Raw genomic sequence first — 26,374 nt, forward strand, 5'->3', positions numbered from 1 at the left:
GGAGCACCAGGGTGTACCCGATAGATTTCTTTTTTCGCGCCGCCGAGCAGTATCCGGACCGCGTGGCGCTAGACGCGCCCGAGGGCCAGGTGACGTATGCGCGGCTGGCCACGGACGTGCGCGCGCTGGCCGCCGCGTTGCAGGACCTGGACCCGGCGCCACAGACCCGCGTCGCCCTGTGCGCGGGCAACACCAGCCGTCATATCCTGGCGCTGCTGGCGGTGCTGGCCAGCGGCAAGATCTGGGTGCCGTTGAATACCCGCAGCACGGCGCGCGAGATCGGGCGCATCCTGGACGCCACCGAGCCGTCCATCGTCATGGTGGACGACGCCGGCGACGCGCTGGTGGCGGCGGGCGCGCCGCATCGCGTCAGCCTGGCGCCGGACATCGCCGGCCTGGCCTTCGAGACCCTGCTGCAACGCGGCGCCGGTCGCGAGCCGCTGCGCCACGCGCTGCCGCGCGAGGCCACCCAGGCAATCAAGTTCACCGGCGGCACCACCGGCCTGCCCAAGGGCGTGATGCAGCCCTATCACGCCTGGAACGCCGCCATCATCAACCAGATCCACAGCTGGGGCCTGACGCACGAGGACCGCTACGTGGTCGCCGCGCCGGTGACGCACGGCACGGGCACCTACCTGCTGCCCGTGCTGGCGCGCGGCGGCGCGCACGTGCTGCTCGACAGCGCCACGCCGGCCTCGATCACCGCCGCCTTCCGCGAACGCGGCGGCACCCTCAGCTTCATGCCGCCGACGCTGATCTACATGATCATGGCGCAGCCGGGCGTGTCGCGCGCCGATTTCCCCACGCTGCGCAACCTGATCTATGGCGGCGCGCCCATGCCGCCCGAAAAAATCGAACGCGCCCGCGCCTTCTTCGGCCCGGTGCTGGGCACCACCTACGGCCAGACCGAGGCGCCGCAGATCGTCACGGTGCTGCGCCCCGCCGACCTGGAATCGCCCGACAACCGGGCCTCGGTCGGCCGCGTCACCTGGCTGTCGGACGTCGCCATCATGGACCCGGCCGGCGCGCTGCTGCCGCGCGGCGCCATCGGCGAAGTGGTGGTGCGCGGCGACCTGGTGATGTCGGGCTACTGGCGCCTGCCCGAGAAGACCGCCGAGACCGTCGTCGACGGCTGGCTGCACACGGGCGACACCGGCCTGATCGATGAACGCGGCTACCTGTTCCTGAAGGACCGCCTGCGCGACGTCATCATCACCGGCGGCTTCAATGTGTATCCCGTGGATGTCGAGAACGCGCTGTCGTCGCATCCGGCCGTCTACGAATGCTCGGTGTTCGGCCTGCCCGACGACAAATGGGGCGAGGCCGTGCACGCCGCGGTGCAACTGCATCCCGGCGTCGCGGCCGACGCCGATGCGCTCAAGGCCCACGTGCGCGCCCTGCTCGGCCCGGTCGCCACGCCCAAGCAGATCCACCTCCACGCCAGCCTGCCGCGCTCGCCCGTCGGCAAGGTGCTCAAGAACGCCGTGCGCGACGCGGCCCTCAAGGAATCCCCATGACCACGCCCGAAACCCGCCTCTGCGCCCATCACCTCACCGGCATGTCGTACCGCGACGTCGACCTGGTGGAAGACCTGATCGGCAAGAAGACCTTCACCGAAGTCATGATCATGCAGATCCTGGGCCGCGAGGCGCGTCCGGTGGACATGCGCATCGTCGACGCGGTGCTGGTGACCCTGATGGAGCATGGCCTCACGCCCAGCGCCATCGCCACCCGCCTGATCTACATGAGCGCGCCCGAAAACCTGCAGGGCGCGGTGGCGTCCGGCCTGATGGCGGTCGGCAGCCAGTTCGTCGGCACCATGGAGAACTGCTCGCGCCTGCTGGACCGCATCCGCCAGGCCGCCGACGGCCGCGCCGAGGCGCTGGCGATCGCGCGGGAATTCCGCGACAGCCGCCAGGCGCTGCCGGGCTTCGGCCATCACCTACACAAGCCCGACGACCCGCGTTCGATCAAGCTGCTGGCGCTGGCCGAGGCCGAGCCGGACCTGCCCGGCGATTCGCTCAAGGCGCTGCGCCTGCTGGCGGCGGCGATCGACGAGACCTACGGCAAGCACATCACCATCAACGCCACTGGCGCGGTCGCCGCGCTGCTCAGCGAGATCGGCGTGCCCACCGCGCTGATGCGCGGCTTTGCGGTCATCTCGCGCGCCGCCGGCCTGGTGTCGCACGTGGCCGAGGAGCAGCAGAGCCCGAGCGGCCGCTTTATCTGGGAAACCATCGACCACGCCATTCCCTACGTCGGCAAGGGCAAGTCGCACCAGCGCAACGGAGAACCGTCGTGATCCCGCCCGCGCCCGGCGCACGGCTGGCGGGCAAGATCGCGCTGGTGGCCGGCGCCGGTTCCTCGGCCGCCGGCTGGAGCATCGGCAAGGCCAGTTGCGTGACGCTGGCGCGCCAGGGCGCGGCCATCATCGCGCTGGACGCCGACCTGGCGGCGGCCGAGGACGCGGCCCATGAAGTCGAGCGCGCCGGCGGCCAGGCGCTGCCGGTGCAGGCCGACGTGGCCGACGCGGACGCCATGCAGGCCGCCGTGGACGCGGCGCTCGGCCACTACGGCCGCATCGACGTGCTGCAGGCCAACGCCGGCATCGGCAAGGTCGGTGGCCCGGAAGACATCGACCTGGCGGATTGGGATCGCATCCAGCGCGTCAACGTCACCAGCCTGCTGATCGCCACGCGCCTGCTGGCGCCCGCGATGCGCGCGCAGGGCGGCGGCGCCATCGTCACCGTATCGTCGATCGCCGGCATCCGCTACACCGGGTATCCCCACCTGGCCTACAGCGTCAGCAAGGCCGCCGTGATCCACTTCGCCCGCATGGCGGCGCAGCAATACGCGGCCGACGGCATTCGCGTGAACACGGTGATTCCGGGCCTGATCGATACGCCGCGCGTCGCGAAGAACGTGGCCGGCATGTTCGCCAAGGACGACCTGGAGGCGGCGCGCAAGGCGCGCGACCGGCAGGTGCCGATGGGCCGCATGGGCACGCCGTGGGAAGTGGCGAACGCGGTGGCGTTCCTGGCGTCGGATGAAGCGTCGTACATCACCGGCACGGAACTGCTGGTGGATGGGGGCCTGACGGGCAAATACGCTTAGAGCGAATCGCAAGGAAGAACGCGGCGGCGCGGTCCGGGCGCGTAGCCGGACCGCTTGAGGCGAAGGACACGATCAGGCCGCGTCGTCACGGCGCGCCGCGCCCTCGCGCCGTCAGGGCAGCACCGGAAAACGCGTGGCGATCTCGTCGCCCGTGAACTGCGCCACCCAGCCCGCCGGATCATTGAATAGCCGGATACAGGTGAACGCGGGCGCCGAGCCCATGTCGAACCAGTGCGGCAAGCCGGCTGGCACCGAGATCAGGTCATCCTGCTCGCACAGCACCGCGTAGACGCGGCCGGCGGCATGCAGCGTGAACAGGCCGCTGCCGGCAACGAAGAAGCGCACCTCGTCATCGGCGTGCGTGTGCTCGGCCAGGAACTTGCGGCGCAAGGCCTCGCGCTCGGGATGCGCCGGGTCCAGGCTGACCACGTCGACGCTGCGATAGCCGCGCTCGGCCACCAGCCGTTCGATCTCGGGCCGATACGCCGCCAGCACTTCGGCCTGCGGCGCGCCGGGCGTCAGCGGCGCCTGTGCCTGCCAGCGCTCGAAGGTCACCCCGATGGCCGCCAGCTCGCGCCGGATCTCGCCGGCGTCATCCAGCCGCCGACCCGCGGCTGGATCGTCCTGCGGATAGATCGTCAGCGTCGACATCGCTTACCAGGAGGTGGAATACGCGCCAGGGAACTTCTGCGCCACGAAGGCCTTCACCTCGTCGGACTGGTAGGCCTTGATGAAGCGCGCGATGCGCGGATCGTTCTTGTTGTCCTCGCGCGCGGCGATGACCACGGCGGCGAACGGCGCATCCTTGCTTTCCAGCGCCAGCGCGTCCTTGGCGGGCGACAGGCCGGCGGGGATGGCGTAGGCCGAATTCACCGCGGCGGCGTCCACGTCGGCCAGCGAGTGCGGCAGCTGCGCGGCCTCGATCTCGACGAACTTGAGCTTCTTGGGGTTGTCGACCACGTCGAACAGCGAGGCCGTCACGGTCACGCCGTCCTTCAGCTTGATCAATTTGGCGGCCTGCAGCACCAGCAGCGCGCGGGCGCCGTTGGTCGGGTCGTTGGGGATCGCCACCTTGGCGCCCGGCTGCAGGTCGTCCAGCGACTTCACGCGCTTGGAATAGATGCCCATCTGCTGCACCACGGCCGTGGCCACCGGCACCAGCTTGTAGCCGCGCGCCTTGTTCTGCGATTCCAGGAAGGGCTTGTGCTGGTAGATGTTCAGGTCCAATTCCTTGGCGTCCAGCGCGGCGTTGGGCTGGATGAAATCGCTGAACTCGACCAGCTTGACCTTCAGGCCCTGCCTGGCCGCGACCTGCTGCACCACTTCGCCGATCTGGGCGTGCGGGCCGACGGTCACGCCGACTTTCAGTTCGGCGTCCTGCGCCATGGCCGGCGCGGCGGCGGCGAATCCGATCAGGGTGGCAAGGGCGGCCAGGGTGTGGCGTAGACGCATGGGAATCTCGGCAATCGAACAAGGGAAGGGAAGCCCCGGATTCTAGTGAGCGTCCTTCAAAACCGGAAGCGATGAATTTTCATATTTATATGCGTATTTCCATATAAGTGCCGCGCCATGACAAGCACGCTTGCGCACGACACAATAGCGGCTGGATTCCCAACCCCTTGCCGTCATTGTCATGTCCACCCCCAACGAACTGCATCCGCACGCGCGCGCCCTGCTGGCCGACCACTATGCCGCCGTCGATGCCGACCTGCCCGTCCTGCTCGACCTGCTGTTTGCCCGCAGCGCCGGCGAAGACTGGCACAAGGCCGGCACCTTCAAGCACCACCTGCTGGGCGTCTACCGCACCCTGGCGCTGTGGAACCAGCCGCGCGAAGTGCGGATGCTGGGCCTGTTCCACAGCGTATATGGCAACGAATACGTCGACCTGACGCTGTTCGACCGCGAGCGCGAGCGCAGCACGCTGCGCGAGGCGCTGGGCGCCGAAGCCGAGGAATGGGTCAGCCTGTTCTGCGCCATGCCGCGCACCCGCTTCGTGCAGGCCATCCTGCAAGGCCAGGGCCAGGGGCCCGAGGGGCTGACGCTGGAAGGGGCCGACGGCCAGGTCTTCACCTTCACGCCGCGCCAGGTCGCCGCCTTCATCGTGGTGTCGGCCGCCGACATCGGCGAACAGTGGCACAGCTGGCAGGACGAGATCTTCGCCGGCTATCCGCAGCAGCAGCGCCGCGACCTCAAATCGCATTGGGCCGCGTCGCTGTGGCCCGGCCCGCTGAAGCCGCCGTCGAACATCCTGTCGATGCTGTCGCACCTGCTGGCGCCGCTGTCAGCGCTGCCGGCCGATACCGGCATTCCCGTGCCACCCGCCTTCGACCATTGCCGCGCCACCCTCAGCCCGCGCGACGAGGCCGCCGCCAGCGCGCTGTACTGGCAGGTCGTCACCCGCATGCATCCGCAGACCGAAATGGACACGGCGCGCCACATGCTGGAAGCCGCGGTGGCGCACAACCCGTGGGTCGCCGAGCCGCGCCTGCTGCTGGCGCAACTGGCGCTGACGGCGGGCGACTTCGAAGCTGCCGAAGGCCACGCGGCCGCCGGCCTGGCTGCCCTGCAGGCCTGGGGCACCGCCTGGGACAAGCGCATCGAGTGGGCCGGCTGGATGGCCTGGGCCCGCATCGAACTGCAGAACGCCCGCGCGCGCCGCTGGCCGGAGAACCTGGCGGCCCTGAACGGCCTGGGGCTGGTGGCGTGATCGCGGCGCGCTGAACCACGGCAACCACACGCAAGGCAAAAACGAAAACGCCCCGGGGAATCTCCGGGGCGTTTGACCTTCACGGCCCGTGGGCCGCGACGGCGCTTATTTCATGCCTTCCCAGTGCGGACCGGGCACATGGATGTCGAACAGCTCCAGCACCCGGGCCACGGTGTGGTCCACCATCTCCTCGATGCTGGCCGGCCGGTGATAGAACGCCGGCAGCGGCGGAAACACGATGCCGCCCATCTCGGTGACGGCGGTCATGTTGCGCAGGTGCGCCAGGTTGAAGGGCGTCTCGCGCACCATCATCACCAGGCGGCGACGCTCCTTGAGCGTAACGTCGGCCGCGCGCGTGATGAGGTTGTCGGACAGGCCATGGGCCACGGCCGCCAGCGTGCGCATCGAGCACGGCACGATGACCATGCCGGCCGTCTGGAACGCGCCGCTGGCCAGCGTGGCGCCCACATCGCGCACGCTGTGCACGTGGTCGGCCAGCGCGTAGACATCATGGCGGCTGACATCGAGTTCGTGCTTGATGTTCAGCACGCCCGAGGCCGACACCACCAAGTGCGTCTCGACGTCGTCCACGCCGCGCAGCGCCTGCAGCATGCGCACCGCGTACAGGGAGCCGGTGGCCCCCGTGATGCCGACGACCAGTCGCCGCATGGAATCAGGCCGTGGCGCCGGATTGCTCCAGCAGGGTCTTGAGCTCGCCCGACTCGTTCATCTCATTCATGATGTCCGAACCGCCGATGAATTCGCCGGCCACGTACAGCTGCGGAATGGTGGGCCAGTTCGAGAATTCCTTGATGCCCTGGCGGACTTCGTCGTCCTCCAGCACATTCACGGTGACCAGCTTCTTGACGCCACAGCTCTTGAGGATCTGGATGGCCTTGCCGGAAAAGCCGCATTGCGGGAATTGGGCGGTGCCCTTCATGAACAGCACGACGGGGTGCTGGGTCACGGTTTCGCGGATGAATTCTTGAACGTCGCTCATGGTGGTCTCTTGGACAGGAGGCATAACGGAATACGCCAATTATAGGTACAGGCGGGATTTCGTCCCGGATACCCCGGGGCCGCCCCCGGGAATCGGCCGCTTGCGGCGCGGCAGCCGGTTACAAATCGCCGGCCCGGCGTCAACCGCGCCCCGGCCAGCGTCCGCCGGAAATGCGCTCGATAGCGGCCAGGTCGCGCCGGCTGTGGACGTCCGTGAAGCCCGCGGCGGCCAGCAGGCCGCGCACGGCCTCGGCCTGGTCCCAACCGTGCTCCATCCACAGCGCGCCCCCCGCCTTCAGGTGGCGATGGGCGCCGGCCACGATGCGGCGCAGGTCTTCCAGGCCATCGGCGCCGTCGGTCAACGCGCCACGCGGCTCGAAGCGCACGTCGCCCTGCCCCAGGTGCGGATCGTCGCTGGCGACATAGGGCGGGTTGGACACGATCAGGTCAAAGCCCTCGCCTGCCGGCACCGCGTCGTACCAACTGCCCTCGACGAAGCGCACCGAGGCCGTCAGCTCCCAGGCATTGCCCGCGGCCACGGCCAGCGCGGCGGCGCTGACGTCGCTGGCCATCACGCGGGCATCGCGACGTGCCAGGGCGATCGAGATGGCGATGGCGCCGCTGCCCGTGCCCAGGTCCAGCACGGCGGGCGCGGACTGTCCGGCCACGCATTCCAGCGCGGTTTCCACCAGCACCTCGGTGTCCGGGCGCGGGATCAGCACGTCCGGCGTGACGCGGAACATGTGCCCCATGAACTCGCGCTGGCCCAGCAGATAGGCCATCGGCTCGCCGGCCAGGCGGCGCTGCGCCAGCGCCTCGTAGGCCGCGGCCGTTCCCGGCGCCAGCGGATCGGTGTCATGCGCCAGCAGCCAGGCGCGCGGCTTGGCCAGCACGTGCTCGAGCAGCATGCGCACCTCGAGCCGGGGCAGGCGCGTATCCAGCAACAGGCTCTTGATCTGCGTCGTCATGGTGGTCGAAGGGTGCTCGCCGAAGGGGCCCGCCAGCCGCTCAGATATCGTCGCCCAGCGCCGCCAGCTGCTCGGCCTGGTGCTCGGCGATCAGGGCGCCGGTCAGCTCCTCCAGATCGCCTTCCATGATCTGCTGCAGCTTGTACAGCGTCAGGTTGATGCGATGGTCGGTGACGCGGCCCTGCGGGAAGTTGTAGGTGCGGATACGCTCGGAACGGTCGCCGGAGCCGATCAGGCTCTTGCGCTCGGCCGCTTCCTTGCTCTGGCGCTCGCGCGTTTCCTTGTCCTTCAGGCGCGCGGCCAGCACCTGCATGGCCTTGTCCTTGTTGCGGTGCTGCGAGCGGTCGTCCTGGCATTCCACCACCAGTCCGGTGGGCAAGTGCGTGATGCGCACGGCCGAATCGGTCTTGTTGATGTGCTGGCCGCCCGCGCCGCTGGCGCGGAAGGTGTCGATGCGCAGGTCGCTCGGGTTGATGACGATCTCCGACATCTCGTCGGCTTCGGCCATGATGGCCACCGTGCAGGCCGAGGTGTGGATGCGGCCCTGCGCCTCGGTGGCCGGCACGCGCTGCACGCGGTGCGCGCCCGATTCGAATTTCAGGCGGCCATAGGCGCCGTCGCCTTCGATGCGCGCGATCACTTCCTTGTAGCCGCCCAGCTCCGACGGGCTTTCCGACATCAGCTCGACGCGCCAGCCGCGCTGCTCGGCGTAGCGCGTGTACATGCGCAGCAGGTCGCCCGAGAACAGCGCGCTTTCATCGCCGCCGGTGCCGGCGCGGATTTCCAGGAACACGCTGCGGCCGTCATTGGGGTCGCGCGGCAGCAGCAGCAACTGCAGCGCCGCTTCCAGCGATTCGAGCTTGACGCGGCCGCTCTTGATCTCGTCCTCGGCCATCGCCTTCAGCTCGGGATCGGACAGCATCTCCTGCGCGGTCGCCAGGTCTTCCTCGCCGCGCACGAAGGCGGTGAAGGCCTCGACCACCGGCTCCAGCTCGGCGCGCTCGCGCGAAAGCTTGCGGAAGCGGTCCATGTCGGCCGCGGTTTCCGGTTCGGCCAGCAGCGCGTCCACCTCGATCAGGCGGTGACACAGATGCTCCAGCCGGCTGCGCATGGAAGATTTCATGATGGGAATTCAGCAAGGGAAAACGGAAATGGCGGGCGCCCGCAACGAGCGCCCGCCGCAAGGCGGGGCGGAGGCAGCGCCGCTAACGGCGCGAGTCGCGGCCGGGGAACAGGCGCGGCATCCAGGCAAGCAGCTGCTTGCGGTCCTCGCCTTCGCTGCGGTTCAACGCCGCCAGCGGGCCATGCAGGTATTTCTGGGTCAGGCCGTGGGCCAGCTGCTCCAGCACGGCTTCCGGCGATTCGCCGCGCGCCAGCAGGCGGCGGGCGCGTTCGAGTTCGGCGGCGCTGACATCTTCGGCGGCCTGGTGCAGGTCGCGGATGACGGGCACCACTTCGCGCGATTGCATCCAGTGCATGAAGCCCTGGACGCGGGTTTCGATGATGGCCTCGGCCTGCACCACCGCGGCGCGGCGGGCGTCGGTGCCGGTCTGGACCAGGCGGCCCAGGTCATCGACGGAATACAGGTAGACGTCGTCCAGGCGGCCGACCTCGGGTTCGATGTCGCGCGGCACGGCCAGGTCGATCATCACCATGGGGCGGTGGCGGCGCAGGCGCGTGGCCCGTTCCACCATCCCCAAACCGAGGATGGGCAGGGAGCTGGCCGTACAGGAGACGACCACGTCGAATTCGGACAGGCGGTCGGTCAGGTCCGACAGCTTCATGGTGCTGGCCGAGAAACGGTTGGCCAGCAGCTCGGCGCGCTCGGCCGTGCGATTGGCCACCACCATGCTGCGCGGACGCTGCGCGGCGAAGTGGGTGGCGCACAGCTCGATCATTTCGCCCGCGCCGATGAACAGCGTGCGGGCCTGGTCCAGGTTGCCGAACACGCGTTCGGCCAGGCGCACCGCGGCGGCGGCCATGGACACCGACTGCGCGCCGATGGCGGTCTGCGAGCGGACTTCCTTGGCCACCGAGAAGGTGCGCTGGAACATCTGGTGCAGCAGCGTGCCGAGCGAACCGGCTTCGCCAGCCGCGCGCACGGCGTCCTTCATCTGGCCGACGATCTGGGTTTCGCCCAGCACCATGGAATCGAGCCCGCTGGCCACGCGGAAGGCGTGGCGCACGGCGTCGTCCTGCTGGTGACGGTACAGATGCGGGCGCAGCGTGCCGGCGTCCAGCCGGTTGTGCTCGGCCAGCCACGCGGGCAGCTGGTCGGCCACGTGGCCGTCGGCAGCGCAATAGATTTCGGTGCGGTTGCAGGTCGACAGGATGGCGGCTTCGCGCACCGACCCGCCGAACGCGGAGCGCAGGCCTTCCAGCGCCGGCTTGACCAGATCGACGGGCATGGACACGCGTTCGCGAACCGACACCGGCGCGGACGTGTGATTCAGACCGAAGGCTAGGACAGCTACCGACATGTAAAGGACAAGGCCGTAAGTATTAGAGCTGTGGTCCCCGCAAAGCCCATGCGGTGCAGCGTGCATGTAACAGCGGACCGGCCATGATTATACTCCCGCGGGTTATCCCCACGCCATTTGGCGTCCCGACCGCGACCCTGCGTCGCACCCCTCGCGACCCGTGTCGCCCCGCCACGTGACCTTGCATCGCCCCCATGCAATGGCCGTTTGCGGTAGTATGCGCCCCTTGCCCCTTTCCACGTTGGAAGGCGCCCCGGAAATTCTTCAAACTTTTTTCGAGGCGACTGGCACAAGTCCAAAAAATTGTGTATAGTTGCGGACTTCGTTGGCCTGGTAGCTCAGTTGGTAGAGCAGCGGATTGAAAATCCGCGTGTCGGTGGTTCGATTCCGCCCCAGGCCACCAGAATTAAAAAGCCCGGCTCCTTGGAGTCGGGCTTTTGCATTGTGGGGCCGGCTTGTGATGCAGGTCTGTAATGCGCAGGTCTGTAATGCGCGGGTTGGTGGCGCAGGCCCGCGGCGCAGGGTTGTGGGTGCGAGCCCGCCAGCGCAGCGCCGGCCGGCGCCCGGCAATGCACGATGATCAAGACCCCGGCAACGCCGCCCCCATCGCCGCGAACAATCCCCCGCACACCTTGTTGAAGCGCCGCCCCGCGCGCTCCAGCCACGGCCGCACGCGGTGCGCCAGGCGCGCCAACACGTACTCCACCACGAACTCGATGGCCACGAAGGTCGCGGCCATGATCACGAATTGCGTCAACAGGCTGCGCCCCGGATCGATGAATTGCGGCAGGAACGCGCCGTAGAACAGCAGCGCCTTGGGATTGGCGATCGCCGACAGAAAACCCTGGCTGAACATGCGCGTGCCGCGCAGCCGCGGCATGTCGGGCGCCGGACGCAGTTGCACGCCGGGCGAGCGCCACAGCTGGATGCCGAGCCAGACCAGATAGGCGCCGCCGGCCCACTTCAGCACCGTCAGCGCCGGCCCCCAGGCCTTGAGCAATGCACTGATGCCCAGCATCGACAAGGCGATCAGCGCAATGAAGCCGACCGCGCCGCCAGCGATGGTGCACAGCGCCTTGCGATGCCCGTGCAGCGCGCCGTGGGTCAGCGCCAGCAAGGTGTTGGGGCCGGGAGTGATCGACAGGCCGGTCACGGCAACCAGGTAGATGAGCCAGCTATGCAATGCCATGGCGGTGAGACACGGAAAGAGAGGGAGGCGGCCAGTCTAGCGCCGCCGGCGCGGGCCGCGCAATCGGCGGCGAGCCCGCTATGCCTCGTCCGGCTGCGTGGTCGGCACCGCCAGACCGTACTTGACGCGGTTCATCACCACCAGCGTCGAAAAGCGCTTCACATTGGGGTCGCCCCAGAAGTGGCGCTGCGCGAAGGCGTCGTACTCCGCCATGTCCCGCACGGTCATGGTGACGACGAAATCCACTTCGCCCGTGACTGCCAGGCACTGCATGATCTCCGGCGCGTTGCGCATCGCGCGCTTGAAGGTGTCCAGCTTGTCGGCGCGCTCGCTCTCGAGCGACACCAACACCACCATCATGATGTCGCGCCCCACCGCCGCCGGGTCCACCACCGACACATCGCCCAGCACCGCCCCGGACTCGCGCAGCCGCTTCATGCGCCGCAGGCACGATACCGGCGACAGGTTCACGCGCTCGGCCACCTCCTGGCTGGTGCGCTGGTTGTCTTCCTGCAGGCTTTGCAGGATCTGAAGGTCGAAATCGTCTAGTTCCATGGGGGGTCTCGGCGCCGCGGCGGTCCAGGCCGTGCGGGCCTGTAGGCTGATTCTAAACGGGCGCGCCGCACGACCCGCCCCCAAATTCGACGGGAAACTTCATTTGCGCACCGCCGGCTGCAGGAATTAATCACCCGCCTTGCTTACACTGGGAACCCTCTGGCCGCCCTCGCGACCAGGCGCAGCCCGATTCCCATGCCGTCACTCCAGCTTTTCCTGCTCTTCCTGGCCGCCGACGCGGCGTTGAAACTCACTCCCGGCCCGGACATGGCGCTGACGCTGTCGCGAGGCATGACCCAGGGATTCCGGCCAGCCTTCCACAGCGTGCTGGGCAATGTGGCGGCGGGTTTCATCCAGGTGCCGGCCGTGGTGCTGGGACTGGCCTCGGTGCTGCAGGCGTTTCCGACGCTGTTCCTGGCGATCAAGGCGGCGGGCGGCCTGTACCTGGGCTACCTGGGCATCAAGGCCATGCTGCGCTGCGCCCGCGACGCCGACGTGTCCCTGGCCGCGCGGCCCGGCGAGGCGCGCGACGCGTTCTGGCAGGGCTTCATGACCAATCTGCTGAACCCGAAGGTGCTGCTGTTCATGATCGCCTTCCTGCCGCAGTTCACCACGCCGGACAACGGCCCGGTGTGGATCCAGATGCTGGTGCTGGGCGTGACCATGAAGGCGTTGAGCCTGCCGTATGGCAGCTGCTTTGCCTACGGCGCGTCGCGCATCCGCGGCTGGGTCGGCCGCAACCCGTGGTTCCTGCGCATGCAGCAGGGACTGCTGGGCGCGATCATGCTGGCGCTTGCCCTGTACGTGCTCTACTCCACCGCCCTGACCTTGAACCCCTGATTCTTTCCGCAGACGCAGCACCATGACCGCCGCCACCCTTCCCTCCGGACGCGATGCCTCCGCCTCCACCCTGATGCCGACCCTGTCGCTGATCGGCGCCATGGCCTCGCTGTGCGTCGGCACGTCGTTCGCCAAGTCGTTGTTTCCCGAGGTGGGCGCGCAAGGCACGACGGCCTATCGCATCGTCATCGGCGCCATCATCCTCATCGCGTTCTGGCGCCCATGGCGCTTCCCGCTGACCGCGCGCAACGCCGCCAAGATCGCGCTGTACGGCGTGACGCTGGCCTGCATGAACCTGCTGTTCTACATGGCGCTGCGCACCCTGCCGCTGGGCGTGGCGATCGCCATCGAATTCACCGGGCCGCTGACCCTGGCGGTGGTGCTGTCGCGGCGCGCCATCGACTTCGTCTGGATCGCCTGCGCGCTGGCCGGGCTGGTGCTGCTGATCCCGACCGGCCAGTCGATGCACGACCTCGATCCCGTCGGGATCGCTTATGCGCTGGGCGCGGCGGTGTGCTGGGCGCTGTACATCATCTTCGGCAAGATGGCTGGCAACGTGCACGGCGGCCAGGCGACCTCGCTGGGCCTGCTGGCGGCCACCATGGTGGCGCTGCCGGTGGGCGCGGCCCACGCCGGCATGGCGCTGCTGGATCCCAAGCTGATCCTGGCCGGGGTGGCGGTCGGCATCCTGTCGAGCGCCCTGCCCTATTCGCTGGAGATGGTGGCATTGCGACGCCTGCCGCAGAAGACCTTTGGCGTGCTGCTGAGCATGGAGCCCGCCATGGGCGCGCTGGCCGGCGTCATCGTGCTGAATGAGCACCTGTCCGGCACGCAGTGGCTGGCGATCTGCGGCATCATCATCGCCTCGGCCGGCTGCGCCGCCACCGCGCGGCGGCAAAAGCGCGCGGCGGCGAACTAGGCGGTTGCTGCGCCGTCATCCTCATCGCGCCGCCGCGGACGGCTGCCGGCAAGACCCGGGCGGCCAGGCAGCGCCTGCCGAAGGGGCCTTGCCCACGGCACACGAACGGCGCGGCCATCGCCCGCCGCTCAATCCACCGAGATATTCTTCTGGCGGATCACCGCGCCCCAGTTCTCGTATTCGCGATGCGCGTAGTCGAAGAAATCGTTCGACGAGCTGCCCATCGGCTCCATGCCCTGCAGCTTGAGCTGCGTGATCACCTCGGGCGACTTCAACGCCGCCTGGATCGCGCCGCTGAGCTTGTCGACAACCGCCTTGGGCGTGCGCGCCGGCGCCACGACGCCCTGCCAGGCGGTCGCTTCCAGCGGCGGGCCGCCGGCCTCGCCGAAGGTGGGCACGTCGGGCAGTTGTTCCGAGCGCTCGTTTGCCGGCACCGCGATGGCGCGCAGCTTGCCCGCCTGGATCAACGGCCGCGCGGCCGCCATGTCGGCCATCATCAGCGGCACCACGCCCGCCGCCACGTCCTGCAACGCCGGCGGCGTGCCCTTGTAGGGAATCGCCGTGGCCTTGGCGCCGAACATCGACAGGAACAACTCCATCGCCAGATGGTGCGGGCTGCCCACGCCCAGCGAGGCGTAGCTGGCCTTCTTGTCGTCGGACAGGTACGCCATCACTTCGGGCATGTTCTTCAGCTCGGAAGCCGGCGAGGCCACCAGCACGATGGGCAGCGCCACCAGCGTCGAGACCGGCTTCAGGTCCTTCCATGGGTCGTACGGCAATTGCTTGTAGAGCCACGGATTGAGCGCCAGCGTGCTCATGCCGGCGGTCATCAGCGTGTAGCCATCGGGCGCGGCGCGCGCGGTTTCCTGGGCGGCGACGATGGTGGCGGCGCCCGGACGGTTCTCCACCACCACCGGCTGGCCCAACGTCTGGCTGACGTGCCTGGCAACGATGCGGGTGGCCAGGTCGCTGCCGCCGCCCGCGCTGAACGGCACCAGCCAGCGGATCGGGTGATCGGGAAATTCGCCAGCCAGCGCGGGCATGGCGCTCGTGGCGAATGCGGCGGCGGCCAAGGTTCCCAGCGCGCAGCGGATGAAACCTCTTCTGGACATGCGGTTGTCTCCCGGAATTCTTAATTTAATTAACATATTAACTATATTTTCACGCAGCGGCGAGCACGGCATGCGCGCCATCATGGCAAAAGGTTCATGGCCAAGCGCCGGCCGCCGCTCAGGCGCGGGCCGCGGCCAGCCAACGCAGGCCGGCGGAGGTGCCCGCCGCCGGACGGTATTCGCAACCGATCCAGCCCGCGTAGTCCAGTTCGCGCAGCACCGAGAAGATCCAGCCGTAATCCAGTTCGCCGCGATCGGGCTCCTGCCGCAGCGGCACCCCGGCGATCTGCAGGTGCCCGACCCGCCCCGTGGGCAGGTACTGGCGCAGTTTCGCGGTGACGTCGCCCTCGACGATCTGGCAGTGGTAAAGGTCCATCTGCACTTTCAGGTTGGGCGCGTTGACCGCCTGCACCACCTCGTGGGCCTGGTCCTGGCGATTGAGGAAATAGCCGGGAATGTCGCGCGTGTTGATGGGCTCGATCAGCACGGTCACGCCGGCCGAGCGCGCCTGGCGCGCGGCCCAGTCGAGATTCTCGCGGTAGCAGTCCAGCATGGCGTCGCGCGAGACGCCATCGGGGGCGACGCCGGCCATCACGTGCACCCGGGCACAGGCCAATGCGGTGGCATAACCCAGCGCCTGTTCGATACCGGCGCGGAATTCGTCCTGGCGGCCCGGCAGCGCGGCCAGCCCGCGTTCGCCGCGCGCGCTCACCCCCGGCGGCGCATTGAACAACACCTGCGACACGCCGGCGCCATCCATGCGCTCTCGCACGAAGGCGGCCGGCGCCTCATAGGGAAACATGCATTCCACGCCCGCGAAACCATCGGCCGCGGCGGCCGCGTAGCGGTCCAGGAACGCATGTTCCGGGTACATCATCGACAGGTTGGCGGCGAACTTCAGCATGGCGGACTCCGGGGCGGGCGGCATGGCTGGAACTTAGCACATCCGCCCGCCCGCGAAGCCCGGTCGCGCCGGTTCCCCTCAGTAGGTCAGGCGCATCCCCAGCATCACGCTGCGTCCGGGCAGCGGCGCCACCGACGAGATGAACGAGGCATGGTTGTAGGCCAGCTTGTTCAGCAGGTTGGTGCCGCGCAGGTAGACCTCGTAACCCGTGGCGCCGTAGCGGCCGCGGTACGCCACCACCGCATTGACCAGGTTGTAGCCCGGCGTGCTGCTTTCGTACGCGGCGATGTCCTTTTGCGAGAACACGCGGGCGTACTCGACGCCGCCCGACCACTGCTGCCACTTGACGTTGCCGCGCAGGCCGGCGCGCGCCGCCGGGATGCGCGGCAGGTTGCCGTCGCCGCCGGTCAGCTTGCCGCGCACGTAGTCGCCGAACACCGCCGCCGAGAACACCGGCGTGAACTGGTGCCGCAGCTCGCCTTCCACCCCGGTGAACTCGGCGTCGCGCTGGGTGTATTCGATCAGGCGGAAATCCTCGTAACGGTCCAGCGTGTTGGCGTAGATGTAGTTCTTGACCTTGTTGTGGAACACGCTGGCCGAGAACGTCGTGTCGCCCGAGTGCTTGCGCAGCGTCAGGTCGATGTTGCGCGAGGTCTCGCGGCCCAGGCCCGAGTTGCCCAGCTCATAGGTATTGGTGGCCAGGTGCACGCCATCGGCATACAGCTCCTGGGCGGTCGGCAAGCGCTGCGAGCGCGACAGCGACAGGGCCACCGAATACTGCGGCGCGAAGTCCCAGATGGCCGCGGCCGACAGCGAGGTGCCCGACAGGCTGCTGCGCGAAGCGCCGCCAGACGGCGCGATGCGCTGCCAGTCCTGGCGCGCGCCGACTTCGAAACGCCAGTCGTTCAACTGGTATTCCTCCAGCACGAACAAACCGTTCGAACGGGTGCGGCTGCGCGGCAGGAAGGCTTCCTCGCCATCGGCGCGGAAGTCGCTGTAGGCATTCTGCAGGCCGATCACGCCGCGCCAGCCAGCCACCGGCTTGTGCTGCAGCTCCACGCGCAGGTCGTAGCCCTTGTTCTTGAAGCGGGTGCCCACCTGGCCGCCCTCGATTTCCTCATGCTGGTAATCGGTCAGGCCGCCGCGCACGCGGATCTTCTCGAAGCCGGCGAACGGGTCCTGGTATTCGGCGCGCAGGTCCAGGCGGTTGCTGCGCAGCTTGACGTAGGGCACGCCGCCGTGTTCGTGGCCGTGATCATGGTCGTGGCCTTCCTCGTCTTCGTCGCCATGATCATGGTCATGGTCGTGGCCGCCGCAATGCAGGTGGGTGCCGTGCGGATGGCAGCCTTCGTACTCGTGATTATGGCCGGGCAGGCCATACTTGCTTTCCAGGTGCGTGAAAGCCAGGCCGACGTAGCCGCGCGGCGTGATCCACGACATCCCGACCGTGCCCTGCGTGGACTCGCTATACGACCCGGCCAGCTTGCCGCCGGGCCAGTCCGGCACGTCGTAGTCGCTGGTGCGCCGCTTCATGCCCTCGACCCGCACGGCGAACTGGCCTTCGCCGGCGGTGATGCCCACGGCGCCGGCGCGCTCCTTGGTGCCGGTGGCGCCACGCAACTCGGCTTCCATCTCCACGCCCTTCTCCGGCACGGCGGTGGGCACCTTCTTGTCCACCACATTCACCACGCCACCAATCGCGCCGCCGCCGTACAACAGCGTGGCCGGGCCGCGCAGCACCTCGATGCGCTCGGCCAGCAGGGGTTCCACCGTCACCGCGTGGTCCGGCGAAATACCGGACGCGTCCCTCACCTCGGAGCCGTCGGACAGCACCTTCACGCGCGGCGCGGTCTGGCCACGGATCACCGGGCGGCTGGCGCCGCCGCCAAAGGTATCGCTGTTCACGCCCGGCAGGCTCTTGAGGGTCTCGCCCAGCGTACCGGCGCGGCGCTCGACCAGTTCATCGCCTTCCAGCACGGAAGCCGGCAGCATGGTGCTGTTCAGGTCCAGGCCCAGCGGATTGGCCGACACCGTGATCGGCGCCAGTGTGCGGTTGCGAGAGGGATCGGCCTCGGTTTCGGCCTGCGCCACCGGCGCGGCCAGCATCAAGGAGCAGACCAGGGGCTTGAGCGCCCGCGCGCCGCCAATCCGCCCCGCCCGCGCCATGCCACGCCTTTCCCGAAACCCCTGTTTTCCCTGCGTCTTGCCTGTCATTTTCAGCCTCTTTGATGTTATATCATTACAACCAGCTGAAGGATGATATAACATCTCGAATACAAAGCAAGGCCGATTCCCGCGAATCGGCCTTGCCGGCAAGTGTCAGTCCCCTGCCAGGCCCAGCACGGCTTGCAGCACCGCCACCCGGCTCTGGCCGAGCACCGCGCCATGCCAGTCCGGCGCATCGCAATAGAACGCTTCCAGCGTCGTGCGCAGGATCTGGTCGCGCAGCGCCGGCGCGGCGTCGGGATGCGCGCGCAGCCAATTGCGGCCACGCAGCGCATCCACCACTTGCTCGGCGGGCTGCGTGCCATATTCCAGCGCCATCAGCGTCGGCACCGAATCCGGGCAGGCCTGGTAGATCAGGCCCGCCAGGTGCCCGGTAATGTCCACCGAGGCCGACGTGCCCTGGTACGGCACGGCGATGTCGGTGCCCCACCAGCGGCGCGCGCGCGCCACTTCGGCCTCGTCGCGGCGGCCCGCGTAGATCTTCTCGCCATGGCCACGCGGTCCCAGCCCCGTGTGCACGTCGATCCAGCCGATCTGCCTGTATGCGGCCGCATGCTGCTGGAGGATGCGGCGCAGGTTCGACAGCGAGGCGGCCGGGCGGTCGCCGCCATAGAACAGGCCATCGGCATGCGTGTATTGACCGCGGGTGACGGCCTGCTTGAAGGCCGGCAGGCCGTTTCCGGCGATGTAGGCGGCGATCTGCTCGCGGTTGCTGTCCGACGGCGGCCACTGCTCGGGCAACAGCAATTCGTGGATGCGCCCGTACTCCGGATTGGCCGGCAACGGCTGCCCGTCAAAGGGCTGCGCGTTGCGGTTCAGGTCGACATTGCCCTCGTCGGTGCGCGCGATCCACGAGAAGCCATGCGGGTTCACCGCATGCACCAGCAACAGCGCCACGCCGGCCTGGCGCGCGCGTTCCAGCATCTCGGCGTCGTCCAGCAGGGCCAGCTGGCAACCCGAGCCACAGAAGCCCTCCACGCCGTGGGTCGCGGAAGTCATGATCAGCAGGCGCGTGGCTGTCTTGTCGCCGATCAGCGCCACGTCGGTGGCCAGCGCCTCGCCCTCGCGCCCCAGGGGCGCGACGGGATAGGACGCGAACTGCGCGGCCAGCGGCCGGGCCGCCGCCGTGAAGCGCACGCGCGCTTCGGCGTAGCTGCGGGAAAAATAGGGCGTAGCGGATTGCATCAGGCCTCCTGGTTGTCGATATCGTCGCCGGTGCGGTCGCGGATCCAGAACAACACCACCGTGGAAAGCGCCACCGCCACCATCAGGTACCAGGCGGGCGCCATGGGATTGCCGGTCACGTGCAGCAGCCAGGTCACGAAGAATTGGGCGAAGCCGCCGAACACGGAAATCCCCAGACCGTACACCACCGACATGCCAGTGGTACGCACGGACTTCGGGAACAGTTCGGGCAGCATGGTGATGCCGGGCGCGGATTGCAGCGCCAGCAGGATCGACAGCAGCGCCACCACCAGCATCAGCCGCATGCTGCTGGGCGCGGCGATCAGCCATTCGAAACACGGCAGCAGCACCGCCACCGTCGTCACCCGCGACCAGAAGATCACCCGCTTGCGCCCGACGCGGTCGGCCAGCATGCCGACCAGCGGCGCGAACAGGAAGCCGACCGCGCCCACCACCACGCTGGCCGACAAGGTCGAGGTCGCCGGCAACCCCAGTTCGCGATGCGCGTACGACGGCATGTAGAAGCCGATGATCTGCGCGCAGACCATGCCGCCGATCATCAGCAGGATGCCCTTGGCGACCTCGGTCTTGTGCTCGGCGAAGATGCGGCGCAGCGGCTGGTGGCCGCCGCCGCGCGGCCGGCGCGCATCCGGCTCATCGACTTGCAGCGTCTCTTCGAGATTGCGGCGGATGTAGGCGCCCACCGGCACCGTCAGGATGCCGATCACGAACGGCACGCGCCAGCCCCAGGCCTGCATCTGCTCGGCGGTCAGCGCGGCGGTCAGCGTCCCCACCACCACCGCCCCCAGCGCCACGCCGAGGGACTGGCTGCCGAACTGCCAGCTGGAATAGAACCCACGCCGCGACGGCGGCGCGTGCTCGACCAGCAACGTGGTCGAGGCGCCGACCTCGCCCCCGGCGGCGAAGCCTTGGATCAGCCGCGCCAGCACCATCATCACCGGCCCCAGCAGCCCCATCTGCGCATGGGTGGGCGCGGCGGCGATCAGCGCACAACCCAGGCCCATCAACCACAGCGTCAAGGTCATGGCGGCGCGGCGGCCATGGCGGTCGGCGTAAGAGCCGATCAGCATGCCGCCCACCGGCCGCATCAGGAAGCCGACGCCGAAAGTAGCCGTGGTCAGCAGCAATTGCCCGTAGCTGGAGGCCGCCGGAAAGAACAGCGGCCCGATGACCAGCATCAGGAAGGTGAAGACCGTGAAGTCGAAGAATTCGAGCGCGTTGCCGATGGTGGTGCCGGCGATGACCCGCCGGCGCATGGATGGCGTATGCAGGCTGCGCGCGCCGGCGCCGGCCGCGATGGCGATAGACATGTTTTCCCCTTGATGTCCGATCTCTATGCCGGCCCGTGTTTCCGAAGCCGTGGCTAGGGCCTGTTCACACTAAAGCTCCTTTTAGTGTGGACAGGCCCTAGTGAATATACGGATGGCCGCCGAAACGCAAAAGACAGTATTTTTCGCGCAGTGATGACTTTTGCTTATAGCCCGCCGTGCCCGCCCCGATGAACCTGCGCCAGTTGCGCGCCTTCGTGCTGATCGCCGAACATGGCAGCATCCGCGCCGCCGCCCGCGCCCTGTGCGTGACCCAGCCGGCGGCCACGCGCAGCCTGCGCGAACTGGAACAGAGCCTGGGCGCGGAACTGGTGCGGCGCAGCGCCAAGGGGGTGGAGCTGACGCCTTATGGCCAGGCGCTGCACAAGCGCGCCGTGCTGATCCTGCAGGAAGCGCGGCGCGCGCAGGAAGACATCGACCAGATGCGCGACGGCGAGGGCGGCACGCTCAACCTGGCCATCAGTTCGTCGGTGCTGCCGATACTGCCGGCCGCGCTGGCGGCGTTCCGCGCCCGCATGCCGCGCGTCGCGGTAGCCTTTCATGAGGTGGCGCCGCCCTACAGCCATGAACAGCTGGAGACGGGCCGCTACGACCTCGTGGTCCAGACCGAATACGACGGCGACATCTACGACGGCTTTGCCCGCACCACCCTGTTCACCCTGCCGCTGGCGGTGGGCGCGCGCGCCGACCATCCCCTGCGCCACGCAACCGACCTGGCCGAGCTGCGCGACCTGCTATGGCTGATGCCCGGCAATACGCAGACGCCCACCAATCTGCTGCGCCTGGCCTACGCCGAACGCGGCCTGCCGCCGCCCGCCGATGTGATCCCGTGCCAGTCCATCGCCATCGCCCTGGCGATCCTGGGACAGAGCGACGCGGTCGGGTTTTTCGTGCGCAATGGCCTGCACCGCGTGCTGGCGCCGACGTCCTTGTGCATCCTGCCGCTGGCGCACCCGCTGCCGGCGGCGCGGGTATCGATCCTGACGCGCACCGACTCCCCGCCGACGCCGGCCGCGCAGCTTTTCATCGACTGCCTGAACCGCGCCCGCGCGGCGGCCGGAGCCGCCGGGTTATCATGAAGCCCCTGTCCCGGGGCGGTGCCGCGCCCTCTTCTCACGGCCCCATGCCATGGCCTTTCCCCGACTCCACGCGCCTCCCTCGCTGACCGACACAGTGGCCAAGCAGTTGCTCGCCGAGATCGACGCGGGCCGCGTGCTGCCCGGCGAAAAACTGCCCACCGAAACCCGTCTGGCCGAGCAATTCGGCGTCAGCCGCACCGTCATCCGCGAAGCGGTGTCGCGCCTGCGCCAGGACGGCATCGTCGAAGCGCGCCAGGGCAGCGGCGTATTCGTCACCGGCCAGGGCGGCAACCGCGCGTTGCGCATCGACGCGGCCGAATTGGGCTCACTGGACGCGGTGCTGCACGTCGTCGATCTGCGCCGCGCGCTGGAAACCGAAATCGCGGCGCAGGCGGCCGCCCAGCGCGGCAAGCGCGACATGGCCGCCATCGACGACGCGCTGGCCGCCATCACCGCGGCGGTGGACAACGGCGGCGACGGCGTCGCGCAAGACGTGGCCTTCCATCGCAGCATCGCCCGCGCCACCGGCAATCCGTATTTTCTCGCCACCCTGGCCTTCGTCAGCCAGTATCTCGAAGCCGCCACCCGCGTCACGCGCGGCAACGAGGCGCGCCACGCCGACCAGATGCGCGCGGTGCTGCGGGAACACGAAGCCATCGTCGAAGCCATCCGGCGCCAGGACGTGGAAGCGGCGCGCGAAGCCGCGCGCATCCACATGGTCAACGCCGCCAAGCGACTGCGTCAGGCGCATCGTTGAACGCACCGGCGCGCCAGGGCGCGGCACGGGAATCAGCGATTGATCATCAGACAGCCCGGCGGAAGGCCCGCGTGAAGAAATCAACGCCGCCGAAATTGCCCGACTTCAACGCGATGCTGATGCGCGCTTGCGCCGCCTGCGCGTAGCCGGCGCACCACGGCACGCCCGGATCGATCTGCTCACCGATAGCCAGTTGCGTCAGCCCCAGCGCCTGCACCACCGCGCCCGAGGTCTCGCCCCCGGCGACGATCAACTGCCGCACCCCGAGCCGCGCCAGGCCCGCCGCGATCCGCGCGATGGCCTCCTCGACCAGCGCGCCGGCGCGCGCCGCGCCCAGGCTGGCCTGCGCCGCCTGCACGGCATCGGGCCGTGCCGTGGAATAGATCAAGAGCGGGCCGTCGGACAGGCGCGGCGCGGCCCAGGCCAGCGCCTGCGCCACGACATCGTCGCCCGCGGCGAGACGCAATGGATCAAGCGCCAGCGCCGGCCGGCCCGCCGCGATAAACGCGGCCACCTGGCCCTGGGTCGCGCTTGAGCAACTGCCCGCCACCACCGCCTGGGCGCCCGGCTCGCGGGGCAATGCGGCGGCCGCGCCCGGCGCCAGGCCCCAGTTGCCGGGCAGGCCGATCGCCACGCCCGACCCGGCCGTCACCAGCGGCATGTCCTTGAGCGCCGGCCCCAGCGCCAACAGGTCGTCATTGGAGATGGCATCCACAATGGCGATCTCCACGCCTTCGCTTCGCAGCGCGTCGATGCGGCCGCGAATCGCATCGCTGCCACGCGCCACCACCGCATAGTCGATCAGGCCGACCTTGCGGCGGGTCTGCGCCGACAACACCCGCACCAGGTTCGGATCGGTCATCGGGGTCAAGGGATGATGCTGCATGCCCGACTCATTCAGCAGCACGTCGCCGGCGAACAGATAGCCCTTGAACACCGTGCGCTGGTTGTCGGGAAAGGCCGGCGTGGCGATGGTGAAATCCGTCTCCAGCGCCGCCATCAACGCGTCGGCCACCGGGCCGATGTTGCCCTGCGCCGTGCTATCGAAGGTCGAGCAGTACTTGAAATAGATCTGCCCGGCGCCCTGCGCCCGCAGCCAGGCCAGCGCCGCCAGCGATTGCGCCACCGCCTCGTCGGCGGGCAAGGTGCGGGTCTTGAGCGCCACCACCACCGCGTCCGCCGGCGTCTCCAGGGGCCCGCTCGGCACACCGATGGCCTGCACGGTGCGCATGCCGGCGCGCACCAGGTTGTTGGCCAGGTCGGTGGCGCCAGTGAAGTCGTCGGCGATGCAGCCCAGTTTGATCGTCATGCGGACTCCGGCAGGGTGATTCCGGGAAAGATCTTGATGACCGCGCTGTCGTCCTCCCGCCCGTGCCCGGCAGCCGACGCCTGCATGAACATCTGGTGCGCGGTGGACGCCAGCGGCAGCGGAAACCTGCTGTGGCGCGCGGTGTCCAGCACCAGCCCCAGGTCCTTCACGAAGATATCCACCGCCGACAGCGGCGTGTAGTCGCCCGCCAGCACGTGCGCCATGCGGTTCTCGAACATCCAGCTGTTGCCGGCGCTGTGGGTGATCACCTCGTACAAGGCAGCGGCGTCGACCCCTTCGCGCAGACCCAACGCCATGGCCTCGGCCGCGACGGCGATGTGCACGCCGGCCAGCAGCTGATTGATGATCTTGACCTTGCTGCCCGCGCCGGCGCGCTCGCCCAAGCGGTAGACCTTGCCCGCCATGGCCTCCAGCACGTTGCCGCAGGCGGCGTAGGCGGCCGGGGCGCCGGCGGTCATCATGGTCATCTGGCCCGCGGCGGCCTTGGCGGCGCCGCCAGAGATCGGCGCGTCCAGGTAGTGGATGCCCTGCGCGGCCAGGCGCGACTCCAGCGCGCTCGACCAGGCCGGGTCCACCGTCGAGCACATCACGAACACGCTGCCGGGCCGCAGGGCGGTGGCAATGCCGCCTTCGCCAAACAGCACGCTTTCGGTCTGCTGCGCGTTCACCACCACGCTGACCACGACGTCGCAGGCGGCGGCCATGTCCGCCAGCGTCTCGCAAGCCACGCCCCCCTGTTCCGCGAACGCCGCCGCGACGCCGGGCCGGATGTCATAGGCATGCACCCGGCACCCGCCGCGCCGCAGGCTCTGCGCGATGCCCGCGCCCATCGCCCCCAGGCCGATCACACCGACCGCGCGCGCTTCGTTGGACTGGCTCATACCTTCCCCCGCAAGTCGTCACTGATATAGGCGCGGATGATTTCGGCGAAATCGCCGTCACCCGCCAAACCCAGGTCCGCCGCGCGCGCGGTATCCCAACGCCCCGGCCAGCTGCCGACGATGGCCTGCACCCGCGCATCGGCCTGCCAGCCGACTCGGTCGGCCACCGCGTCGCCCGCGATTTCGCGCAAGGCCCGCACCATCTCCGCCGCGGTCACCGATACCCCTGGCAGGTTGATGGGCCGGCGATCCGCCACCGCCCCCGCATCCAGTTCGCAGCCGGCGATCAGCGCCTGCACCGCGCGGCGCGGCGACAACAGCCACAGACGCGTATCGGCGGCCACCGGGCAGGTCGCCGGTTCGCCATTGAGCGGTTCGCGGATGATGCCGCTGGCGAACGACGAGGCCGCCGCGTTGGGCCGGCCCGGACGCACGCTGATCGTGGGCAGGCGCAACGCCCGGCCGTCGACGAAGCCGCGGCGCGTGTAGTCGGCCAGCAGCAGTTCGGCGATCGCCTTTTGCGTGCCATACGAAGATTGCGGATTGAGCGCGGTGTCGTCGCGCACCGTTTCCGGCAACGCCCCGCCGTACACCGCCACCGAACTGGTGAACACCACCCGCGGCCGATGGCCGCGCTGGCGGCACGCCTCCAGCAGCGCGCGCGAGGCATCCAGGTTGATGCGCATGCCCAGGTCGAAATCGGATTCGGCCTGACCGCTGACGATGGCCGCCAGGTGGAAGATCACCGCCGTATCGGCGCCGATCAGGGCCTGCAGGCAGGCCGGATCCGCGACGTCGCCTTCGATCGACCGCACCCGCGTGTCGTTGATGGCATCGGTCCGGGTGACGTCGAGCAGGTCGATCTGGGTGATGGGCGCGCGCTCGCCGTCCAGCGACAGGCGGCCCTGCTCCAGCAGCTTGCGCGCCAGGCGCTGGCCCAGGAAACCAGCGCCGCCGGTGATCAGTATCTTCATCGCCCGCCTCCCGCGAGATAGGGGCTGGCCCAGCCCAGTCCCGCCGTGGTGTCGCCCGCGGGCCGGTACTCGCAGCCGATCCAGCCCGTGTAGCCCAGCGCGTCGACCAGCGCCAGCAGATACGGGTAGTTCAGTTCACCCAGGTCGGGCTCGTGGCGATCCGGCACGCCGGCGATCTGGATATGGCCGATGCCCGGCATGTCGCGGCGCAGCTTCACCGCCAGGTCGCCCTCGACGATCTGGCAGTGGTAGCAATCGAACTGCACCCGCAGGTTGTCGGCGCCGACTTCGGCGCGGATCGCCTGGGCCTCGTCCTGGCGCGTCAGGAAATAGCCCGGCATGTCGCGCGGATTGATCGGCTCGATCAGGATGGTCACGCCGGCCGTGGCGGCAACGCGCGCGGCGAGTTCCAGGTTGCGCAGATACACCTGGCGATGCGCGGCGCGGTCCTGCCCGGCGGGGACCAGCCCGGCCATCACATGCAGGCTGCGATTGCCCAAGGCCGTCGCGTACTCCAGCGCCCGGTCCAGTCCGCGGCGGAACTCGTCCTCGCGGCCCGGCAACGCGGCGATCCCGCGCTCGCCGCCGGCCCAGTCGCCCGGCGGCGCGTTGAACAGCGCCTGCGCCAGTCCGTGGCTGTCCAGGCGCGCGCGGATTTCCGCGGCCGGATGATCGTAGGGAAACAGGAACTCCACGCCCTGGAAGCCGTCGCGCGCGGCGGCGGCGAATCGCTCCAGAAACGGGTGCTCCGCGTACATCATGCTCAGGTTCGCGGCCAGGCGCGGCATGTCGGCTCCTTCGGGTTG

At 68.9% G+C, this 26,374-nt stretch carries 26 protein-coding genes and 1 tRNA gene; 9 read left to right on the top strand and 18 right to left on the bottom strand.

Annotated features, from left to right (window positions below; genetic code table 11):
- Positions 1-11: 11 nt before the first annotated feature.
- Genes ABFG95_RS12740 through ABFG95_RS12750 form a run of 3 tightly spaced genes read left to right on the top strand, consistent with a single transcriptional unit; the run spans position 12 to position 3,114 of the window.
- Positions 12-1,517, top strand: a complete 1,506-nt coding sequence (locus ABFG95_RS12740) for an AMP-binding protein (protein WP_348995994.1) — start codon at positions 12-14, stop codon at positions 1,515-1,517.
- Complete coding sequence (locus tag ABFG95_RS12745) at positions 1,514-2,302, top strand: citryl-CoA lyase (protein WP_348995995.1); 789 nt, start codon at positions 1,514-1,516, stop codon at positions 2,300-2,302. Before ABFG95_RS12740 ends, ABFG95_RS12745 begins: the two co-directional genes overlap by 4 nt.
- Positions 2,299-3,114 (top strand): SDR family NAD(P)-dependent oxidoreductase, encoded by an 816-nt coding sequence (locus tag ABFG95_RS12750; RefSeq protein ID WP_348995996.1) that lies wholly within the window; start codon positions 2,299-2,301, stop codon positions 3,112-3,114. Before ABFG95_RS12745 ends, ABFG95_RS12750 begins: the two co-directional genes overlap by 4 nt.
- A 111-nt stretch (positions 3,115-3,225) precedes the next feature.
- Here the strand turns inward: ABFG95_RS12750 and ABFG95_RS12755 are convergent, their stop codons facing one another.
- Together ABFG95_RS12755 and ABFG95_RS12760 are read right to left on the bottom strand one after the other, a co-directional pair.
- Positions 3,226-3,765 (bottom strand): acireductone dioxygenase, encoded by a 540-nt coding sequence (locus ABFG95_RS12755; RefSeq protein ID WP_348995997.1) that lies wholly within the window; start codon positions 3,763-3,765, stop codon positions 3,226-3,228.
- A gap of 3 nt (positions 3,766-3,768) precedes the next feature.
- Positions 3,769-4,566 (bottom strand): MetQ/NlpA family ABC transporter substrate-binding protein, encoded by a 798-nt coding sequence (locus tag ABFG95_RS12760; protein WP_054417899.1) that lies wholly within the window; start codon positions 4,564-4,566, stop codon positions 3,769-3,771.
- A 181-nt stretch (positions 4,567-4,747) separates the two neighbouring features.
- On the opposite strand from ABFG95_RS12760, the gene ABFG95_RS12765 reads away from it, so the two are divergent.
- Positions 4,748-5,821 (top strand): DUF6817 domain-containing protein, encoded by a 1,074-nt coding sequence (locus tag ABFG95_RS12765; RefSeq protein WP_348995998.1) that lies wholly within the window; start codon positions 4,748-4,750, stop codon positions 5,819-5,821.
- A gap of 105 nt (positions 5,822-5,926) precedes the next feature.
- Here the strand turns inward: ABFG95_RS12765 and ABFG95_RS12770 are convergent, their stop codons facing one another.
- The 5 genes from ABFG95_RS12770 to hemA form a co-directional block, all read right to left on the bottom strand.
- Positions 5,927-6,490: a UbiX family flavin prenyltransferase gene (locus tag ABFG95_RS12770; RefSeq protein WP_020926056.1), complete on the bottom strand. Its 564-nt coding sequence runs from the start codon at positions 6,488-6,490 to the stop codon at positions 5,927-5,929.
- Positions 6,491-6,494: 4 nt separating this feature from the next.
- Entirely contained in the window at positions 6,495-6,821 is a 327-nt protein-coding gene (gene grxD, locus ABFG95_RS12775; protein WP_020926055.1) for a Grx4 family monothiol glutaredoxin, read from the bottom strand.
- 139 nt (positions 6,822-6,960) lie between these two features.
- Entirely contained in the window at positions 6,961-7,788 is an 828-nt protein-coding gene (gene prmC / locus ABFG95_RS12780) for a peptide chain release factor N(5)-glutamine methyltransferase (protein ID WP_348995999.1), read from the bottom strand.
- A gap of 40 nt (positions 7,789-7,828) precedes the next feature.
- Positions 7,829-8,911, bottom strand: a complete 1,083-nt coding sequence (gene prfA / locus ABFG95_RS12785; protein WP_049076675.1) for a peptide chain release factor 1 — start codon at positions 8,909-8,911, stop codon at positions 7,829-7,831.
- An 82-nt stretch (positions 8,912-8,993) separates the two neighbouring features.
- Positions 8,994-10,268 carry a glutamyl-tRNA reductase gene (gene hemA, locus ABFG95_RS12790; protein WP_006391699.1) on the bottom strand — a complete coding sequence of 425 codons (1,275 nt, stop codon included), beginning with the start codon at positions 10,266-10,268 and terminating at the stop codon, positions 8,994-8,996.
- Positions 10,269-10,595: 327 nt separating this feature from the next.
- Between hemA and ABFG95_RS12795 the strand changes: the two genes are divergently transcribed.
- Positions 10,596-10,671: transfer RNA gene (locus ABFG95_RS12795), tRNA-Phe, on the top strand.
- Between the two features lie 177 nt (positions 10,672-10,848).
- On the opposite strand, the gene ABFG95_RS12800 is transcribed toward ABFG95_RS12795, so the two are convergent.
- Together ABFG95_RS12800 and ABFG95_RS12805 are read right to left on the bottom strand one after the other, a co-directional pair.
- Positions 10,849-11,457 (bottom strand): LysE family transporter, encoded by a 609-nt coding sequence (locus ABFG95_RS12800; RefSeq protein WP_063581636.1) that lies wholly within the window; start codon positions 11,455-11,457, stop codon positions 10,849-10,851.
- 78 nt (positions 11,458-11,535) lie between these two features.
- The gene (locus ABFG95_RS12805; RefSeq protein WP_063581637.1) at positions 11,536-12,012 is read right to left on the bottom strand and encodes an Lrp/AsnC family transcriptional regulator; all 477 of its coding nucleotides are present in this window, start codon (positions 12,010-12,012) and stop codon (positions 11,536-11,538) included.
- 195 nt (positions 12,013-12,207) lie between these two features.
- Here ABFG95_RS12805 and ABFG95_RS12810 point away from each other — a divergent pair, with 195 nt between their 5' ends.
- Both ABFG95_RS12810 and ABFG95_RS12815 read left to right on the top strand, forming a co-directional pair.
- Positions 12,208-12,852, top strand: a complete 645-nt coding sequence (locus ABFG95_RS12810) for a LysE family translocator (RefSeq protein ID WP_081273596.1) — start codon at positions 12,208-12,210, stop codon at positions 12,850-12,852.
- Between the two features lie 22 nt (positions 12,853-12,874).
- Complete coding sequence (locus ABFG95_RS12815; protein WP_049076681.1) at positions 12,875-13,771, top strand: EamA family transporter; 897 nt, start codon at positions 12,875-12,877, stop codon at positions 13,769-13,771.
- A 128-nt stretch (positions 13,772-13,899) separates the two neighbouring features.
- On the opposite strand, the gene ABFG95_RS12820 is transcribed toward ABFG95_RS12815, so the two are convergent.
- The 5 genes from ABFG95_RS12820 to ABFG95_RS12840 form a co-directional block, all read right to left on the bottom strand.
- A complete protein-coding gene (locus tag ABFG95_RS12820) occupies positions 13,900-14,883 on the bottom strand; it encodes a tripartite tricarboxylate transporter substrate binding protein (protein WP_049076683.1) in 984 nt (327 codons plus the stop codon).
- Between the two features lie 118 nt (positions 14,884-15,001).
- The gene (gene otnI, locus ABFG95_RS12825; RefSeq protein ID WP_049076684.1) at positions 15,002-15,787 is read right to left on the bottom strand and encodes a 2-oxo-tetronate isomerase; all 786 of its coding nucleotides are present in this window, start codon (positions 15,785-15,787) and stop codon (positions 15,002-15,004) included.
- A 78-nt stretch (positions 15,788-15,865) separates the two neighbouring features.
- Entirely contained in the window at positions 15,866-17,893 is a 2,028-nt protein-coding gene (locus tag ABFG95_RS12830) for a TonB-dependent receptor (protein WP_348996047.1), read from the bottom strand.
- A 213-nt stretch (positions 17,894-18,106) separates the two neighbouring features.
- On the bottom strand, positions 18,107-19,198 hold the full coding sequence (locus ABFG95_RS12835) for a M14 family metallopeptidase (protein ID WP_348996000.1): 1,092 nt from the start codon (positions 19,196-19,198) through the stop codon (positions 18,107-18,109).
- Entirely contained in the window at positions 19,198-20,529 is a 1,332-nt protein-coding gene (locus tag ABFG95_RS12840) for an MFS transporter (RefSeq protein WP_348996001.1), read from the bottom strand. The genes ABFG95_RS12835 and ABFG95_RS12840 overlap by 1 nt, the downstream gene beginning before the upstream one ends.
- A gap of 176 nt (positions 20,530-20,705) precedes the next feature.
- Here ABFG95_RS12840 and ABFG95_RS12845 point away from each other — a divergent pair, with 176 nt between their 5' ends.
- Both ABFG95_RS12845 and ABFG95_RS12850 read left to right on the top strand, forming a co-directional pair.
- Positions 20,706-21,626 carry a LysR substrate-binding domain-containing protein gene (locus ABFG95_RS12845; protein ID WP_348996002.1) on the top strand — a complete coding sequence of 307 codons (921 nt, stop codon included), beginning with the start codon at positions 20,706-20,708 and terminating at the stop codon, positions 21,624-21,626.
- 49 nt (positions 21,627-21,675) lie between these two features.
- Entirely contained in the window at positions 21,676-22,383 is a 708-nt protein-coding gene (locus ABFG95_RS12850) for a FadR/GntR family transcriptional regulator (RefSeq protein ID WP_049076702.1), read from the top strand.
- 46 nt (positions 22,384-22,429) lie between these two features.
- Here the strand turns inward: ABFG95_RS12850 and otnK are convergent, their stop codons facing one another.
- The 4 genes from otnK to otnI (ABFG95_RS12870) are packed head-to-tail and all read right to left on the bottom strand — an operon-like array spanning position 22,430 to position 26,356.
- Entirely contained in the window at positions 22,430-23,692 is a 1,263-nt protein-coding gene (gene otnK, locus ABFG95_RS12855; protein ID WP_348996003.1) for a 3-oxo-tetronate kinase, read from the bottom strand.
- A complete protein-coding gene (gene ltnD / locus ABFG95_RS12860) occupies positions 23,689-24,594 on the bottom strand; it encodes an L-threonate dehydrogenase (protein WP_049076707.1) in 906 nt (301 codons plus the stop codon). The genes otnK and ltnD overlap by 4 nt, the downstream gene beginning before the upstream one ends.
- A complete protein-coding gene (denD, locus tag ABFG95_RS12865) occupies positions 24,591-25,568 on the bottom strand; it encodes a D-erythronate dehydrogenase (protein ID WP_059272752.1) in 978 nt (325 codons plus the stop codon). Before denD ends, ltnD begins: the two co-directional genes overlap by 4 nt.
- Positions 25,565-26,356, bottom strand: coding sequence for a 2-oxo-tetronate isomerase (gene otnI / locus ABFG95_RS12870; RefSeq protein ID WP_100505074.1), 792 nt, complete (start codon positions 26,354-26,356; stop codon positions 25,565-25,567). The genes denD and otnI (ABFG95_RS12870) overlap by 4 nt, the downstream gene beginning before the upstream one ends.
- Between the last annotated feature and the right edge of the window lie 18 nt (positions 26,357-26,374).

The sequence above is a fragment of the Achromobacter sp. HNDS-1 genome, assembly GCF_040084795.1.
GTDB lineage: Bacteria > Pseudomonadota > Gammaproteobacteria > Burkholderiales > Burkholderiaceae_B > Achromobacter > Achromobacter ruhlandii.